We start from the raw sequence: 15,606 nt of genomic DNA on the forward strand, positions 1-15,606 counted from the left end.
GCTGACAGGGTCCACCCGACCTCGTGGCCGCCTGGCAGGCGGTCAACGCAGCTTCGCGGCCTTCTGTCGGGATTCCTCCTGGAGCTGCGAGCGGACGTCCGCGGCGGACGAGGCGGCATAGCGCTCGTAGAGGATCCGGGCCTCCGCGTTGCGGCCCAGGGCCCGGTAGGACTCCGCGAGGCCATAGAGCGGAGAGGCGGACCCTGGCTCGAGCTCGAGCGCGTACTGGTAGTCCGCAGCGGCCTCCGCGTAGCGGCGCAGTCCGATGTTGGCGCTGCCGCGGGCCGTGTAGGCGACGGCCAGCATGGGCTCCAGTTGGATGGCCTGGGTGAGGTGGGTGAGCGCGCCGGTGAAGTCCTTGGCGCCGATGCGCTGTACGCCCTGCTCGTACGCGCGCCGCGCCTGGACTCGCGTCGTGTCCGCCACCGGTCCCGACCCGGGAGGTTGTCCCGCGGCCTGGGGCGAGCCCCCCGCCTGCGCCAGCTTCCCGCGGGCGCGGGCGATGTTGTCCTGCGCGCTCTGGCGGATGGCGGCGTCCTGCGTGAGGCGCGCCGCCTCCTCCCACTTGGCGATGGACTGCCCGTAGTACCCGAGCACCGCCAGCGCGTTGCCCAGCTTGAAGAGCGCCTCCACGTGGCCCGGGTCGGCGTGCGACGCGTCGAGGAACGCGAAGGCCGCCTCGCGGTAGCGGCGCTCCTTCATCAGCAGGTCGCCGTCGCGGATGCGCGCCGCCGCCAGCGCGGGGTTCGGAGAGCGGTCCGAGTCCGTCTGGGACGAGGCCCGGGTCGAGGGGAACGGCAGCACGCCCTCCCCCGCCGCCTGCGCGTCTCCGGGCGCGGGACGCGCGTCCTGCGTCTCCTTGTTCGCCACCATGGGCGCGGCGCTGGACTCCGACACCGCGCCCTTCGCGCGGGCCGCCTCCACCGGGGCCGGGGCTCCGCCGCTCGTCGCGACCTCCGCGGGAGAGGTGCCGACCGCCCCCGTGGAGGCTCCACCCGCCACGGTCGCGACCGCAGGGGCAGGCACGCTCGGGACATTGCCCTCCGTCACGCGGGACTCCGCCGAAGGCAGGCCGCGCAGCGTGTCCCCGCCGAGCGACTTCACGTGCTCCCGGGCCCGCTGCACCCAGGCCTGCTCCGAGGGGCGCTTCTCCCGGGCGATGTAGTCACGGTAGGCGGCGACGGCGCGCTCGTTCTGCCCGAGCTGCCGGTAGCTCTCCGCCAGCCCGTAGTAGCCGTCCGCGTCCTCCGGCTGGAGCTGGACGTAGCGCTCGTATGCGCGGACCGCGGTGGAGTAGTCGCTCGTGCGGCGCGCGGCGTAGCCCAGGTTGAAGAAGGCCATCTTGAAGGAGGGGTCCGCCTCCGTGGCCTGGCGGAAGCGCGCGATGGCGTCCTTGAGGTCCCCCTTGCGGAACAGCGCGCTGCCCAGCCCGTTGAGCGCCGGGGCATAGCCGGGCGCGAGCTCCAGCGCGTCCAGGTACGCGGCCGACGCCTCGTCCAGGCGCCCCGCCGAAAGCGCCACCTCGCCCCGCGTGAAGGCGCGCCGGGCGGGCTCGGAGGGCTCGGCGGCTCCCAACAACAGGGCCGAGCCCAGGGCGATGAAGAACCTGCGCATGACAACCATGACGTCCCCCTGGGGGTGGCTCCAACGTGCCGTACCAGAAAACCCGGGGCGGCGTCAGCCCGCCTCCTGGCCTCCCTGGATGGGAAGTGGAACACCACGGCCCCGGCGCGGTGACACCGCGAGGATGGCGGTGCGCGTGTCCGTGGACGACGAGGTGCGTCATGAGGCGGGCCGGAACCGACCCGCCTCGGGCCTTCCGGCGATTCAGCTCCGGAAGGGGTTCTGCATCAGGACCGTCTCGCCGCGGTCCGCGCCGACGGAGACACACACCACGGGCACGCCGCTGATCTCCTCCACGCGGCGGACGTAGCGCTTCGCGTTCTCCGGCAGCTCGTCGAAGCTGCGCACGCCGGCGAGCTTCTCGTCCCAACCGGGCAGCGTCTCGTACAGCGGCTTGACGCGCGCCAGGTCCTCGTAGTCGCCGGGCAGCTCGGTGACGCGCTGGCCGTCCAGCTCGTACGCGTTGCACAACTGGAGGGACTTCAGGCCGCTGAGCACGTCCAGCTTGGTGAGCGCCAGGCCCCACAGGCCGTTGACGCGCACCGCGTAGCGCAGCACCACGCCGTCCAGCCAACCGCAGCGGCGCGGGCGCCCCGTGGTGGCCCCGAACTCGTCGCCGATCTTGCGCAGCTGGTCGCCGATGGCGTCGTTCAGCTCCGTGGGGAACGGGCCACCGCCGACGCGCGTGGTGTACGCCTTGCTGATGCCCATCACCTTGTCGATGGCCGTGGGCCCCAGGCCCGAGCCCACCGCCGCGTTGCCCGCGACGCAGTTGGACGAGGTGACGAAGGGATAGGTGCCGTGGTCCACGTCCAGCAGCGTGCCCTGCGCGCCCTCGAAGAGGATGCGGGCGCCGCGGCGCACCTGCTCGGAGAGGAAGAGGGACGCGTCGTGCACGTAGGGCTTGAGGCGCTCACCCAGTGCGGAGAACTCGGCGAGGATCTGCGGCACCTCGAGCTGCGGCACGGGCGCGCCGGCCTGGGAGCTCAGGTCCTTGAGCTCCTCGAGCGCCTTGGGCAGCCGCTCCTCGATGCGCTTGCGCAGCCGCTCCGGGTTGAGCAGGTCGCGCATGCGGATGCCGCGACGGGCGACCTTGTCCTCGTACGACGGACCGATGCCGCGCCCCGTGGTGCCGATGGCGCCGCCCCCGCGCGCCTTCTCGCGGAAGCTGTCCAGCAGCTTGTGCCAGGGGAAGATGACGTGGGCATTGTCGGAGATGAGCAGCTGCGAGTCCTCCTTGAGGAAGCCGCGCACGCGAAGCGCGTCGATCTCCCCCACGAGGACCGCCGGGTCCACCACCACTCCGTTGCCAATGACACACGTCTTGCCCGGGTGGAGGATTCCGGACGGAATCAGGTGGAGCACCGTCTTCTGCCCACCCACGACGAGCGTGTGCCCCGCGTTGTTGCCGCCCTGGAAGCGGACGACCACCTGGGCGTGCTCGGTGAGCAGGTCGACGACCTTGCCCTTTCCCTCATCTCCCCACTGCGCTCCGATGACGACGACGTTCGGCATGGTGCCCGCCGCTTAGCACGCGGAAGGGGCCGGGTGACAGTGTTCCGAGAAGCCACAATGCAGGGCCTGGCAGGTCGCTCTCTCACGTCCCGTCCAAGAGCCCTTGACCTCGCCCCGGGCGAGTGACCTCGCCGCCTCCGCCAGGCGCCCGGCCGCGTCCCCGGCCCGCTCGGGCGAGGGCAGCCACTCGGGCTCCGCGTGGGGTTCTCCCAGGAACACCACGCCTGTCCGGATGGGTGTTCCCGGCCGCACCATCCGCTCGGCGGCCAGGGCGAGCGCGGCCAGTTCGTGCGCGTGCGCCACCGCGCCGAGCGGGTGCCGCCCGCCGGCCTTGAACGACACGAGCACCGCCTCCGCGCGCGGTGACTCCCACAGGACATCGACCCCGCCCTCCAGGGTCACCCCGCCTTCCAGTACCAGCGAGAAGGACAGGCCGCGGTGAACACTGCGTGACGGTGACGCCGCGAGCGCCCGGGCGAAGGGGGTGTCCAGGAAGCGCTCCGCGGTGGACAGCACCGCCTCCATGCCTTCGTCGTCCGGGAGCGCGCCCGCGTCCCGCAGCAGCACCTCCAGGTGCGCCCTGCGCTCGGTGGCGTCCGCGTCCGCCGCGGAGGTGAGCTTCAGGTCGGCGTGGCGCAGCAGGTGGCGGACGAGCGCCTCCGGGGTCGCCTGGGGCAGCCAGCCGTCCGGCTCCACGAGCGGCGCGGCGCCCACGGGCGGCGACTCCCAGGGCCACGGCGCGCCCCGCAGGCCGAGCCGGTGGCGGTAGTGGAAGCGCCGCGGACAGGCGATGAAGTCCCCCACCGCGCCCACGGACACGGTGACGGGCGCATCGGACGCGAGCGCCTCGACACGCGAGCCACGTACGCGCAGGAGCGCCTGCTCCACGCGAGCCGAGGCACGCGCGAGCGCCTCCGGTCCCGGCGGCTCCGGATCCGCGGGCGGCGGCAGCTCGTCCACGTCGAGGTCCTCGACGAGTTCGCGCGTGCGCACGTCCTCCAGACGCGCGTCCACCAGGTGCCACCAGGAGTCCTTCCCTCCGCGAGGCTCCTCGCCACCAGCCAGGATGAGCATGTCCCGGGCGCGCGTGAGCGCCACGTAGAGCAGGCGGCGGTACTCCGCGTCCTCGCGGGCCTTGAGCTCCTGGCGCACGGCCTCGAAGCGCGTGGAGGTGAAGCCCTCCAGCGAGTCGGGGACCCACGGACGCAGCGCGATGCCGTGCGAGCGCTCGAAGTGCGCTCGACCGGAGGTGCTCCGCCGCCGTCCGCCCATGCCCGGCACGACGACGATGGGCCACTCCAGGCCCTTCGCCCGGTGGATGGTGAGCAACTGCACCGCGCGCGGGTCTCCCGCGTCCAGCAGGTCCGCCTGGGCCTCGTTCGGAGAGGACTCGGCCAGCATGCGCAGCTCCCGGGCGAACGCCACGCAGCCGCCGGTGCCGCGCTCGTCCCGGCGCGAGGCCAGCGCGAGCAGCTTCTCCACGTTCGCCGTGGCCTGCTCCGCGTAGGGCGAGCCCGCCAGCGCCTCGCGATAGCCCGTCATGTCCAGCGCGGACAGCAGGAGCTCCCGCACGCCCAGCCGGTCCCGCTCTCGCCGCAGGGAGGGAAGCGCGGCCAGGAAGCGCTCCAGCGACAGCCGCTCCCGGTCGGGGAGCTGCGCCAGCACCGCCGCGTCCCGCAGCCGGGGCGCCAGCAACGACAAGGGCTGCTCTCCCGCGAGGAGGAACAGCGAGGCGTCCGTCAGCCCCACGAGCGGCGAGCGCAGCACGGCGGCGAAGGCGAGCGAGTCCTCCGAGTCCGCCAGCAGCGCCAGCAACGACGCGAGGTCCAGCACCTCCTGGGCGCCGTAGAAGCCACGGCCACGCAGCACCCGGTGCGGGACGCCGTGCCGGATGAGGGCCTGCCGGTACACCTCCAGGTGCGTGAAGGTCCGGAAGAGCATGGCCACGTCGCCGCCCCGCGCCGGCCGCGCCCCCTCCCCGTCCTCGCGCATCACCGTGGGCGGCGCGCCCGGAGCGAGCAGCAGGCGCAGTCGCCGCGCCACGCAGTCCGCGTCCAGCCAGCGCAGGTCCCCCGCCGTCTCCTGCTCCTCCAGGGCCAACCGCTCCACCACCGCCGACTCGCTCAGCGAGCCACGCACCGGCGCGAGGTCGTCCTCCTCCGGGACGTAGACGACCTCGAACGGACGAGGCGCGCCCGGGTCCACGGCCGAGAGCACGCCTGCGAACGCATGGTTGAAGAAGGAGAGCAGGCCGGGCACCGAGCGGCGGTTGTGCTGGAGGAACCCGCGCGTGCCTCCCTCCTCCTCCACCTTCTTCGCCAGCACCGCGAAGACGGAGACGTCCGCGCCGCGGAACTCGTAGATGGACTGCTTGCGGTCACCCACCGCGCAGAGGAACGCGGGCTCCAGCGGCAACACCGTCACGAGGTCCACGTCGGGCGCAAGCTCGCGCGGTCCCTCCTCGCGCTTCTCCGCCAGGAGCAGCACCAGCTCCAACTGGAGGCGGTTGGTGTCCTGGAACTCGTCCACCAGCAGGGCGCCCACGCGCTCCTGCACCTGGCGGCGGAAGTCGGCGTGGTCCCGCAGCAGGTCGCGCGCCTTCACCAGCAGCGAGGTGAAGTCGAACACGTTGCGCCGGGAGAACTCCTGCTCGTGCCGGTCCTCCACGCGCCCGAGCAGCTCGCGGAACGTCGCCTCGAAGGGCGCGGTGTGCCACGCGGCCCACGCGTCCTCCAACGTGCGGATGGACTTGTCGCTCTTGCCGAAGACGCGCCAGTACAGCTCGCGCACGGGCCCCGCGGCCCCCTTGCTCAGCCGCGCGAAGTTGCGCCCGTCCGCGGAGAAGCTCGCGCGCAGCCACGCGTAGCGGTCCCCCAGGCGGAAGTTCTCCGGCGTCATCCCGTCGAGCCCACGCTCCAGCGCGCCCAGGAGCCGCCCCCACTCCCCCTTCGCGTCCAGCCCTCGCGCCTCGCCGCACAGGCGCCGGCCGTCCGACAGCAGCGCCTCCAGTTCGGCGCGCGCCTCGGCGGCGTCCCCCACCGCGGCGGAGGCCGCGCGCAGCCCCTCCTCGCGGAGCTTCCCGTAGACGGACACCAGCGCCGCCACCAGCCCGTCGGAGAAACCCGAGCCGGAGAAGCCCAGCTCCTGGCACAGCTCCCGCACCTGCGCGTCGCCCGCCTCCAGCGCGTCGAGCACCACGCGCTCGCAGACGTCCTGCACCAGGCTGGAGGCCTCCAGTTCGTCGAGCACCTCGAAGTTCGGGTCGATGCCCACCGCGGGGGGCGCGCGACGCAGGAGCTGGCCGCAGAGCGAGTGGAACGTGCCCACCGTGGCCGAGCCCAGCTCCTCGCGAATCTGCCGCCACGCGTCCGGCAGCGGGAACGGCCGCCCCAGCCGCTCCAGCGACTGGCGCAGCTCCGTCTCCTGGTCCAACCGCGCCTCGCCCTGCGCGAGCCCATCCAACCGCTGGCGCACGCGCGAGCGCATCTCCGCCGCGGCCTTGTCCGTGAAGGTGAGCATGCACAACCGCGACGGACGCACGGCGGCGCCCGCCTCGCGCGCGCCGGCGAACAGGTGCAGCGTCATCGTCACCAGGCTGTACGTCTTTCCCGCGCCGGCGCCCGCCATCAGGGCGAGGTTTCGCTCCAGCGCGAGCGAGGAGGGCTCGCCGCTCATCCGCCCTCCTCCGTCAAGCGGCGCTCGGTGATGCGGCACACGGCGCGGAAGCCACACGCGCCACAGTCCTGGGGACGCGCCGCGAACTGGCCCGCGCGCAGCGTGCTCACCAGCGACTCCACCGCGTTGGGCAGGTTGCGGCCGCCCTCCTTCTCCGCCACCTTCGCGCGCACCTCCGGGTCGGTGGACAGCAGCTCCTCCAGCTCCGGCGCGGGGATGATGTCCGTCAGGTGGATGGTGGCCCCCGTGCGCAGGGAGAACCACGCCGCCTGGCGCGCGCCACGGTGTCCGCTCGCGCGCGCCGCGTAGAGGTACAGCGGGAGCTGGAAGTCGGACGTGAGCAGGCGCTTCTTCAGCTCCCCCTTGTCCAGCTTGCCGGACTTGTAGTCGATGACGCCCACGTCGGAGCCCGAGCCGTCGAGCCGGTCGATCTTCCCCTCGAAGAAGATGGCGTCACCGTCGATGGGCAGGAAGACGTTGCGCCACTTGTCGTCCTCCGCCGCCGGGCCGAACTCGAGCTCGAAGCCCTCCGGCACCATGCGGTCGAACGGCAGCCCGCGCCGCTCGTCCACGAGGATGCGACGGGCCATCGCCCTGGCGCGCTCCATCGCCAGCTTCCACAGCTCCGGGTGGCCCACGTGGTACAGCTTCTCGAAGTGCGCCGCCGCCGACTTGAGCGCGACGTCGAGCACCTCCTCGGGCACCTCCTCTGGCGCCTTGCCCAACAGGTCGTTCTTCTTCAGCGCGTCGAACACCTTCTCCACCACGTAGTGCCAGAAGGTGCCGCGCCCGCGCGCGTCGAACTCCTCGCCCGGCCGGTCCGGCTCCGTCACCTTGAGCCCGTACGTGAGGAACCCCTGGAAGCCGCAGTTGCCGAAGCGCGCCAACGCCGAGGCGGACAACGGCCGGGTGAGGTCGAACCGGAACGCCTCGCGCAAGGAGGCGCGCAGCGTGTTCGCGTCCACCGACCCCGTGTAGGGCCCGGGCTTGCGGTTCGGGTCGCCGAAGAAGAACAGGCGCTCCACCTCCACCAGCGACAGCTCGCGGGCCCCCGAGTACCACGCCTCCTTGTCGAAGTGCCGCTTGAGCAGCGGCGCCGCCGCGTCCGGTTCGGTGACGCGCAGCTTCGGCTGGGCCAGCGCCTCCAACGCCACGCAGCGGCGCAGCTCGGACTCGGTGAGCACCTCGTCCAGCGGCGGGATGGGCGGCAACGAGCGAGGCAGCCACTTCAGCGCGGTGAGCCGACGCACCTCCTCCAGGAAGCTCGACGGCACCTGCTCCTGCCCTCCCGCGCCCTCCATGGCGAAGGACAGGCTCAACGTCTCCTCGGAGGCCGCGAGCGCGCTGGCGAACAACAGCCGGTCCTCCGTCAGGCGCCAGGGCGCGCGGTCCTCGAACTCGCCGCCCGTCAGGCGGAACACGTCCCGGCCCAGGTGCTGGTTGAGCGCCGAGCGCTCCGCGTCGCTCAACAGCGGCGACGGCGCGTCTCGCCCCGGGAAGCGGCCCTCCGTGAGCCCCGCGAGGAACAGATGGCGGAACGAACGACCCGGCACCTCGGCTGCGTCGAGCACCTCCACGGCCGCGCTCCGGGGACCACGCGGCGGGAGGAAGGCGTCCGCCATCGCGTCCTTGAGCCACCGGCCGAACGTGCGCCGCCGCAGCTCCGGCCCCCCCCCCACGGCCTTCAGCGTCCGCAAGAGGCCCTGGACCCGCGTCCGCAACGCCTGCCGCGCCGCCTCGTCGCGGGCCCGCGCGTCGAGCACGCGCTCCGCCAGCGCCCCCTCCTCGCGCGCCTCCAAAGGCCCTTCGGAGTCCGTCAGCCCCAAGGCCTCGACCACGTGCCACCACGTCCCGAGCAGCTCCGCGAGCGGCCCCTTCTCCGGGATGCGGCGGCAGGACTCGACCAGCTTGAGGCAGCGCTCACGCAGCTTGCGCACCGCGTGGACACGCGCGGCGTTGTCGGGCCGCGAGCCCTGGAGCGCCTGGAGCCGCCGCGCGAGCCCCTCGAGGCGCACGTCGTACGCTCCCCGGGCCTGCTGCGCGCCGCGCCTGCGCACCGCGCCCAGTCGGTCATCGCGCACGGCGGCGAGGGCGAAGAGGCTCGCGGGCGCCTCGGGTGCATCCCTGGACAACGTGGGGGCGTAGCGGCTGGCCAGCAGCTCCGCGACGCGCTCGGACGGGAAGCCATCCTCCACCAGCAGGGGCAGGTCGAGCGCCAGCCGCACCGGGCCGGCCAACGCGAGCGGCTCGCCCCAGGGCAGTCGCACGGGCACGCCCAGCTCTCCCAGCGACTCCGCCAACCAGCCCGCCTCCGCGCCCAGCTCGCGGTACGCGATGGCGATGTCGCCCGGCGGCACGCCCTCCGAGATGAGCCTGCGCACGTCGCGCGCCACCAGCCGCGCCTCGTCCCGGGCCGTGGCCGCGCTCCAGACGCGGGGCTGGACGTCCGCGCCCGCGAGCAGCTCGCGTTCGGCGCGGGGAGAGAAGAGGTGGCGCCCCAGGTCGATGAAGGGCCGCGCCTCGAAGGTGACGTCGGCCTTGAAGAGGTCCACGTGCGGCATGGACTCACCCCGGTTCTCGAAGGCGCGGAACAGCGAGGCCAGGGCCGCGTCCGCCACCGGCGAGCCACCCACCGGCGTCTCCACCCGCAGGGCCACGCGCCGCGACTCGCACGCCGCCGCGAGCGCCAGCAGCAGCTCCAGCCCCGAGGGCCGCACGTCGTAGACGCCATGGAGGACCAGCGCCCCCACGCCGTCCCAACTGACCGGCCACGCCCCCCGCCCCAGCGCCTCACGCGCGCCGCGCAGCACGTCCTCGGCGTCCGCGAGCCCCAGCTCGGCCAGCTTCTGCTCGTAGAGGTGGAACAGGCGGGCGAGCACCCGCACGCGCTTCTGCCGCTCCGGAGGGAGGACCTCCACCGCGTCCTGGAGTTCGCGTGGCGACAGGCGGCCGGCCTTGAGGTCCAGCACCACGTCCAGCGCCGCCCGGGCGAAGGCGGGTTCACGCACGAAGTCGCCGAACGACGCGTCCTCGACCTTCGCGCCCAGGGCCGCCATCACCGCGCGCGCCGCCACCGCGGGACACGGGCGACGGTTCAGCTCCCGGGCACCGCCCAGGACGTGCAGCAGTTCGTCCCAGGTGAGCAGGTCCGTCCCCACCGCCAGCCCTCGCACGTCTCCTTGCGCGCGCAAGGCGGCCTGCCGCCGCCCGGCGTCGGGGAACACGTGGAGGGTACGAGAGGGACGCGCCATGAACGGGTGGACTCTAGAACGACCGAGCGGGTCGCTTTCATGCTCCATTCCGGGTCTGACGCCCAGCAGCTTCCGCGCCCGCCTGCCTGCCGCCCTGTTTCCCGGGTTGTCTCGCGAAACCGCTTCCCCTTGCCACTAGGTGGGGCCGGACGCGCGGTGTAGCGTCCTGGACGAATGACCCTCGAAGAGGCGCGCAGTGAGCTGGGGGTGAGCCCGGACGCGGCGCCCGACCTCGTCCGCCGGAGCTACCTGCGGCTGTTGAAGACACGCAAGCCGGAGGTCGACCCGGCGGGCTTCGCCCGGCTCCGCGCCGCCTACGAAGTCCTCGAGGCCGCGAAGAACGGGGTGGCGCCACCTCGCACCCAGCCGGCGCCGGCCCCGCCGCGCGACGAGCAGCCCGCCACCTCGGCCGCCGCGCCTCCGCCCGAGGAGACCGTCCCCTCCGAACCGACGGCGCGGAGCGCGACGACCCACGAGCAACGCCTCGACGCCTTCCGGGAGCGGTTCAGTCGGCTCCCTCACGACGCCCCGGTGGGCGCGCCCGTGGACATCGCCCGCGAGGCCGTCGAGGCCCTGCCCGACGCCCTCGAGGCCCGCAAGTGGCTCGTCCAGGCGCTGCTCGCGGCGGAGCGCGCGGACGAAGCGGCCCAGGCCTACCGGGACGCCTTCTATCAGGGCCACTCCGCGCTGCTCCTGGAGTTCGCCCGGAACTTCCCGGAACGGTTGACCGAGGAGGAACTCCGCCTGCTGAGCACCGTCGCGCGGCCCTCCTTCCTCTGGGGTTTCGCGGAGCACCTGCTGGAGGCGGAGGAGTGGACGCAGCTCGGCAGGGTCATGAAGGTCGCGTTCGAGACGTTCCAACGCACACCGGACGAGGCCCCACCCCGCCCCCAGTTCTTCGTCTTCGTCCTGCTCCGACTCCACGAGCACGGACACGCGCCCGCCGCCCGCGCCGTGACGGAGCTGTACGCGTCATGGCTGAAGGCCGAGGACCTGATGGAGGCCTTCGAGGGCGAACAGATGACCGCGACCTGGGCGATGCTCCAGGAGCTGGCGGCGCTCGACGACACGTTCCCGTCCGCGGTGCGCATGGTGCTCGCGCGGCTGCCGCTCCGAGGCAGCCAACTGCCGACGCTCCACGAATCACTCCGGGCCTACAGGCGAAGGGAGCCCGCCCTCGCCGCGTCGGCGCTCGCGAGCCTCCAGCAGCGATGCCCGCTCTACCTCTCCGTGTTCGGGGAGGACCTCGCGGCGGATACACGACCGGGACACGATGCCACCGGACAGACGGGCGCCACGCCCGGCCGGGCGTCCTCCTTCTCGCGGACCGGGAGCCTCCGGCAGGTGGGGCTCATCGCCCTCATCCTCGTGACCGTCTTCGGCGGGGTCGCGGTGATGGGGGTGGTCGTGGAGTACTCCCAGCGGAGCCTGCGCGAGCATCGCCTGGAGGTCGCCGGTGAGGCCGCGACGGCGCTCTGCTCCGTCCTGCCCGAGTCCGACCGCGAGGCCACCTGCGCCGCGTTCCAACGGATGGTCACCCAGGCGGCGGCGCGAGACTGCCTCCCGTTCGTCGGGGGATTCACGAAGCTGCGCGTCCAGCTCCATCAACGCATCACCCGCGACACAGCTCCCGGGAAGGACTCGGCCGAGTCCTGGTCCCGGATGACGCAGCACCTGGCCGACTTCGAGGCCGCGCTCCGGCCCCTCTGTCATCAGTCATGACCACCGCCTCCAAGCCCCCCATCCTCGGCATCGACCTGGGCACCACGTACTCGCTGGTGTCCGTGTTCCAGGACGGCCGCCCCGTCCTCATCCCCAATGCGTTGGGTGAGTACCTGACCCCCAGCGCCGTCGCGCTCGACGAGCAGGGGGCCTATCTCGTAGGCGCCTCGGCGCGCGCGCGGGGCATCCTCCACCCCGAGCTCGCCGCCGTCGCCTTCAAGCGCGACATGGGCACCGACCGCGCCTACCGGTTGGGCGACCGGACGTTCTCGCCGCAGGAGCTCTCCTCGCTGGTGCTCGCGGGGCTCAAGCGCGACGCGGAGGCCTTCCTGGGCACCCCGGTCGAGGAGGCGGTCATCACCGTCCCCGCGTACTTCGGAGACCCCCAGCGGCAGGCCACGAAGGACGCGGGGGCCATCGCCGGCCTGAAGGTCGAGCGCATCATCAACGAGCCCACCGCCGCGGCGCTCGCCTATGGACTCCACGAGCGACAGCGCGAGCTGAAGGCCGTCGTGCTGGACCTGGGCGGCGGGACGTTCGACGTCACCGTGCTGGAGATCATCGAGGGCGTCGTCGAGATCCAGGCGTCCGCGGGCGATGCGCGGCTGGGCGGCGAGGACTTCGACACCCTGCTGGCGCGGCACCTCGCGGCCCGCCTGCAAGCGACGAAGGGAGTGGACGTGGAGGCGCACCCCGCGGGCTGGGCGCGCCTGCGCGAGGCGTGCGAGGTGGCCAAGCGCCGCCTGTCCCTGGCGGAGACGACCCGCGTCAGCCTCCCCGGCCTCCCCGTCGCTGAGGACCGTCGAGTGGGCGTCGACGTCGAGCTGACGCGGGAGGAGGCCGAGCGGGCCTGGTCCCCCGCGCTCGAGCGCATGCGCGGGCCCATCCATCGCGCGTTGCAGGACGCGTCGCTCCGGCCCCAGGACATCGACGAGGTGCTGCTCGTCGGAGGCTCCACCCGGATGCCGTGTATCGCGGCGTTCGCGGCCCAGGTCTTCGGCCGCCTGCCGCTGCGCAAGCTCCCGCCCGACGAGGCCGTCGCCATGGGCGCCGCCGTCCAGGCCGCCATGAAGGCCGGCGACCAGGCCGTGGACGACATGGTCGTCACCGACGTCGCGCCCTTCACGCTCGGGGTCAGCACCGCGGCCCAGGCGGGCCACCGGCACATCAGCGGCATCTTCAGCCCCATCCTGGAGCGCGGCACGGTGATTCCCGCCAGCCGCGTCGAGCGCTACCGGACGATGAGCGACTTCCAGCGCGAAATCGAGGTGGAGGTCTACCAGGGCGAACACGCCATGTGCGGCGACAACGTGAAGCTGGGTCAGTTCTCGTTCGCGGGCCTGCCTCCCGCACCGGCCGGGGAACAGGCCCTCGACGTGCGCTTCACCTACGACCTCAACGGCATCCTCGAGGTCGAGGTGACCGCCGTGTCCAGTGGCCGCAAGGAGGCGTTCGTCATCGAGCAGCGCCCCGGGAAGCTGTCCCCCGAGCAGATCGCCGAGGCGCGCAGGCAGATGGCGGCGCTGAAGCTGCATCCGCAGGACGCGCTGCCGAACACGACGGCCCTGGCGCGCGCGGACGCGCTGCACGTCCAGCTCACCGGACTGCCTCGCGAGGCGCTGTCGGCGGCCATCGCGCGCTTCCGGCTCGCGCTCGAGACCCAGGACCCCGGCGTCATCACTCCCGCGAGGGAGCACCTCGTCGCGCTCACCACCCGGCTGCGCGAACGCTGAGGCCGCAGGCCCGACGGGGCGCGGGACTCACGCCCAGGGCGCCGAGGAGAAGTACTCGGTGAGCAGCTCCACCATCGCGCGCACCGCGGGCGACAGGTGGCGGGCGCTGGGATAGAGGGCGAACAAGTGGATCGGCGGCGGGGCGTACGCCTGGAGCACCTCGCGCAACCGCCCCTTGGCGACCTCCGGGGCGGCATGGATGGGCGAGAGGCGCGCGAGGCCCATGTCCGCGACCGCCAGCGACACCAGCACCTGGAGGCTGTTCACCGACACGCTCGGGACGATGGCGACGTTGCGCCCCCGCTTGCCCCCCTGGAACGTCCAGGTCGTCGGTGTGCTGGAGCCCGTCATCGCCAGGCAGTGGTGGTGGACGAGGTCCCTGGGCACCTTCGGGACACCCGCGCGGCGCAGATATGCCGGGCTGGCGTAGACACCGATCCGCTGGGGGCCGCCCAGACGTCGAGCGATGAGACGGGAGTCGTCGAGGTGGCCCATCCGCACCGCGAGGTCGAAGCCCTCCTCGATGAGGTTCGCTCGGCGGTCCATCAACTCCGCCTCGAGCTTCACGTCCGGATAGCGCGCCGAGTACCTCGCGAACACCTCCCCGAGGGTGCGCTGACCCAGCTCGAACGGCAGGGTCATCCGGAGCTGTCCACTGGGGCGCGACTGGAGGTGACCGATGAGCGCCTCGGCGTCCCGCAGGGCCGCGATGGCGGGCGCCACCTCGCGCTGGTAGCTGGCGCCGATGTCGGTGAGCGTCACGCTGCGAGTGGTGCGAGAGAGCAAACGCACCCCCAGGTGCGCCTCGAGCGTCGCGACGCGCTGGCTCACCGTCGAACGCGGGATGCCGAGCCGTCGGGAGGCTCCTCGGAAGCTGCGCTGCTCGGCGACCTCCAGGAAGGCGATGACGGTGTTCGGATCGGCCTGGGAGATTGTCCGCATGGTTGGACAGTACTTCCAGAATCGAGTCATTGGCGGTGAATCGCTCGGGGCGCAGTCTTTCCCGCATCACCCATCGCGGGGAACACACATGAATCTCTTCACTCCTTTTCGTCTGGGAAACGTCGATCTGGCCAACCGCGTCGTCATGGCGCCCATGTCACGCAGCCGCGCGCTCGGGGGTCTCGCGAACGCGCTGATCCGGGACTACTACACACAGCGCGCCACGGCGGGCCTCATCATCAGCGAGGGCTTCGCGCCCTCCGCCAACGGGATGGGCTACTCGCGGATCCCCGGGCTGTACACGCAAGCGCAGGTGGAGGGCTGGAAGGAGGTCACCGCGAGCGTTCGCGAGGCGGGCGGGCACATGTTCGCGCAGCTCATGCATGTGGGGCGCATCGCGCACAGGCTCAACCTCCCCGAGGGCGCGCGAATCGTGGCCCCGAGCGCCATCCGTGCCGAGGGAACCATCTACACGGACCAGGAGGGCCTCCTGCCGCTCCCCGAGCCGGAGGCGATGAGCGAGGCGGACGTGAGCGCGGCCCGGGACGAGTTCGTCCTGAGCGCGCGCAACGCCATCGCCGCGGGCTTCGACGGCGTCGAGTTGCACGGCGCGAACGGCTACCTGCTCGAGCAGTTCCTCCACCCGCACAGCAACCGGCGCGAGGACCGGTACGGCGGGAACACGGAGAACCGCTCGCGCTTCGTGGTGGAGGTGGCGAAGGCGGTCGCGGGAGCGATCGGCCCCGAGCACGTGGGCATCCGGCTGTCCCCCTTCAGCACGATCAACGACCTGCCGGAGAGGTCGGGCGTGTTGGAGCAGTACGAAGCCCTCGCGCACGAGCTGCGGGGGCTCGCGTACGTGCATCTGATCGCGAATCCCCACGAGGGCTTCCCGGCGACGGAGACGGCCATCCGGCGGGCCTTCGGCGGCCCCCTCATCCTCAACGGGGGCATGTCGCGCGACAGCGCCCAGGCTGCCCTCGACGCGGGGCGCGCCGAGCTCATCTCCTTCGGTCGGCCGTTCGTCGCCAATCCGGACCTCGTCGCCCGCCTGAAGCAGGGCGCGGAGCTGGCCCCGCTCCAGCCCCAGACGCTCTTCACGCCGGGCGCCGAGGGGTACGTGGACTACCCCTCTCGCTGAGGGG

Annotated in this window: 8 protein-coding genes; 3 read left to right on the top strand and 5 right to left on the bottom strand. The window is 72.7% G+C overall.

All coding sequences use genetic code 11. The features are described from left to right. Positions 1-42 precede the first annotated feature (42 nt). The 4 genes from LZ198_RS30435 to LZ198_RS30450 form a co-directional block, all read right to left on the bottom strand. Positions 43-1,623 carry a tetratricopeptide repeat protein gene (locus tag LZ198_RS30435; protein ID WP_253975614.1) on the bottom strand — a complete coding sequence of 527 codons (1,581 nt, stop codon included), beginning with the start codon at positions 1,621-1,623 and terminating at the stop codon, positions 43-45. Between the two features lie 204 nt (positions 1,624-1,827). Beyond that, positions 1,828-3,138: an adenylosuccinate synthase gene (locus tag LZ198_RS30440; protein ID WP_253975615.1), complete on the bottom strand. Its 1,311-nt coding sequence runs from the start codon at positions 3,136-3,138 to the stop codon at positions 1,828-1,830. A 12-nt stretch (positions 3,139-3,150) separates the two neighbouring features. After that, a complete protein-coding gene (locus LZ198_RS30445) occupies positions 3,151-6,813 on the bottom strand; it encodes a UvrD-helicase domain-containing protein (protein ID WP_253975616.1) in 3,663 nt (1,220 codons plus the stop codon). Next, the gene (locus LZ198_RS30450; RefSeq protein ID WP_253975617.1) at positions 6,810-10,064 is read right to left on the bottom strand and encodes a PD-(D/E)XK nuclease family protein; all 3,255 of its coding nucleotides are present in this window, start codon (positions 10,062-10,064) and stop codon (positions 6,810-6,812) included. Before LZ198_RS30450 ends, LZ198_RS30445 begins: the two co-directional genes overlap by 4 nt. Positions 10,065-10,238: 174 nt before the next feature. On the opposite strand from LZ198_RS30450, the gene LZ198_RS30455 reads away from it, so the two are divergent. Together LZ198_RS30455 and LZ198_RS30460 are read left to right on the top strand one after the other, a co-directional pair. Next, positions 10,239-11,786, top strand: coding sequence for a J domain-containing protein (locus LZ198_RS30455; RefSeq protein ID WP_253975618.1), 1,548 nt, complete (start codon positions 10,239-10,241; stop codon positions 11,784-11,786). Then, entirely contained in the window at positions 11,783-13,519 is a 1,737-nt protein-coding gene (locus tag LZ198_RS30460; RefSeq protein ID WP_253975619.1) for an Hsp70 family protein, read from the top strand. Before LZ198_RS30455 ends, LZ198_RS30460 begins: the two co-directional genes overlap by 4 nt. A 27-nt stretch (positions 13,520-13,546) precedes the next feature. On the opposite strand, the gene LZ198_RS30465 is transcribed toward LZ198_RS30460, so the two are convergent. Beyond that, on the bottom strand, positions 13,547-14,461 hold the full coding sequence (locus tag LZ198_RS30465; RefSeq protein ID WP_253975620.1) for a LysR family transcriptional regulator: 915 nt from the start codon (positions 14,459-14,461) through the stop codon (positions 13,547-13,549). 88 nt (positions 14,462-14,549) lie between these two features. Here LZ198_RS30465 and LZ198_RS30470 point away from each other — a divergent pair, with 88 nt between their 5' ends. Beyond that, positions 14,550-15,602, top strand: coding sequence for an alkene reductase (locus tag LZ198_RS30470; protein WP_253975621.1), 1,053 nt, complete (start codon positions 14,550-14,552; stop codon positions 15,600-15,602). Positions 15,603-15,606: the final 4 nt, after the last annotated feature.

Source organism: Myxococcus dinghuensis, assembly GCF_024198235.1.
Taxonomy (GTDB): domain Bacteria; phylum Myxococcota; class Myxococcia; order Myxococcales; family Myxococcaceae; genus Myxococcus; species Myxococcus dinghuensis.

Coding starts and splice junctions, on each gene's coding strand:
- LZ198_RS30460 (WP_253975619.1), top strand. CDS start 11,783: ATGACCACCGCCTCCAAGCCCCCCATCCTCGGCATCGACCTGGGCACC.
- LZ198_RS30435 (WP_253975614.1), bottom strand. CDS start 1,623: ATGGTTGTCATGCGCAGGTTCTTCATCGCCCTGGGCTCGGCCCTGTTG.
- LZ198_RS30470 (WP_253975621.1), top strand. CDS start 14,550: ATGAATCTCTTCACTCCTTTTCGTCTGGGAAACGTCGATCTGGCCAAC.
- LZ198_RS30440 (WP_253975615.1), bottom strand. CDS start 3,138: ATGCCGAACGTCGTCGTCATCGGAGCGCAGTGGGGAGATGAGGGAAAG.
- LZ198_RS30455 (WP_253975618.1), top strand. CDS start 10,239: ATGACCCTCGAAGAGGCGCGCAGTGAGCTGGGGGTGAGCCCGGACGCG.
- LZ198_RS30450 (WP_253975617.1), bottom strand. CDS start 10,064: ATGGCGCGTCCCTCTCGTACCCTCCACGTGTTCCCCGACGCCGGGCGG.
- LZ198_RS30465 (WP_253975620.1), bottom strand. CDS start 14,461: ATGCGGACAATCTCCCAGGCCGATCCGAACACCGTCATCGCCTTCCTG.
- LZ198_RS30445 (WP_253975616.1), bottom strand. CDS start 6,813: ATGAGCGGCGAGCCCTCCTCGCTCGCGCTGGAGCGAAACCTCGCCCTG.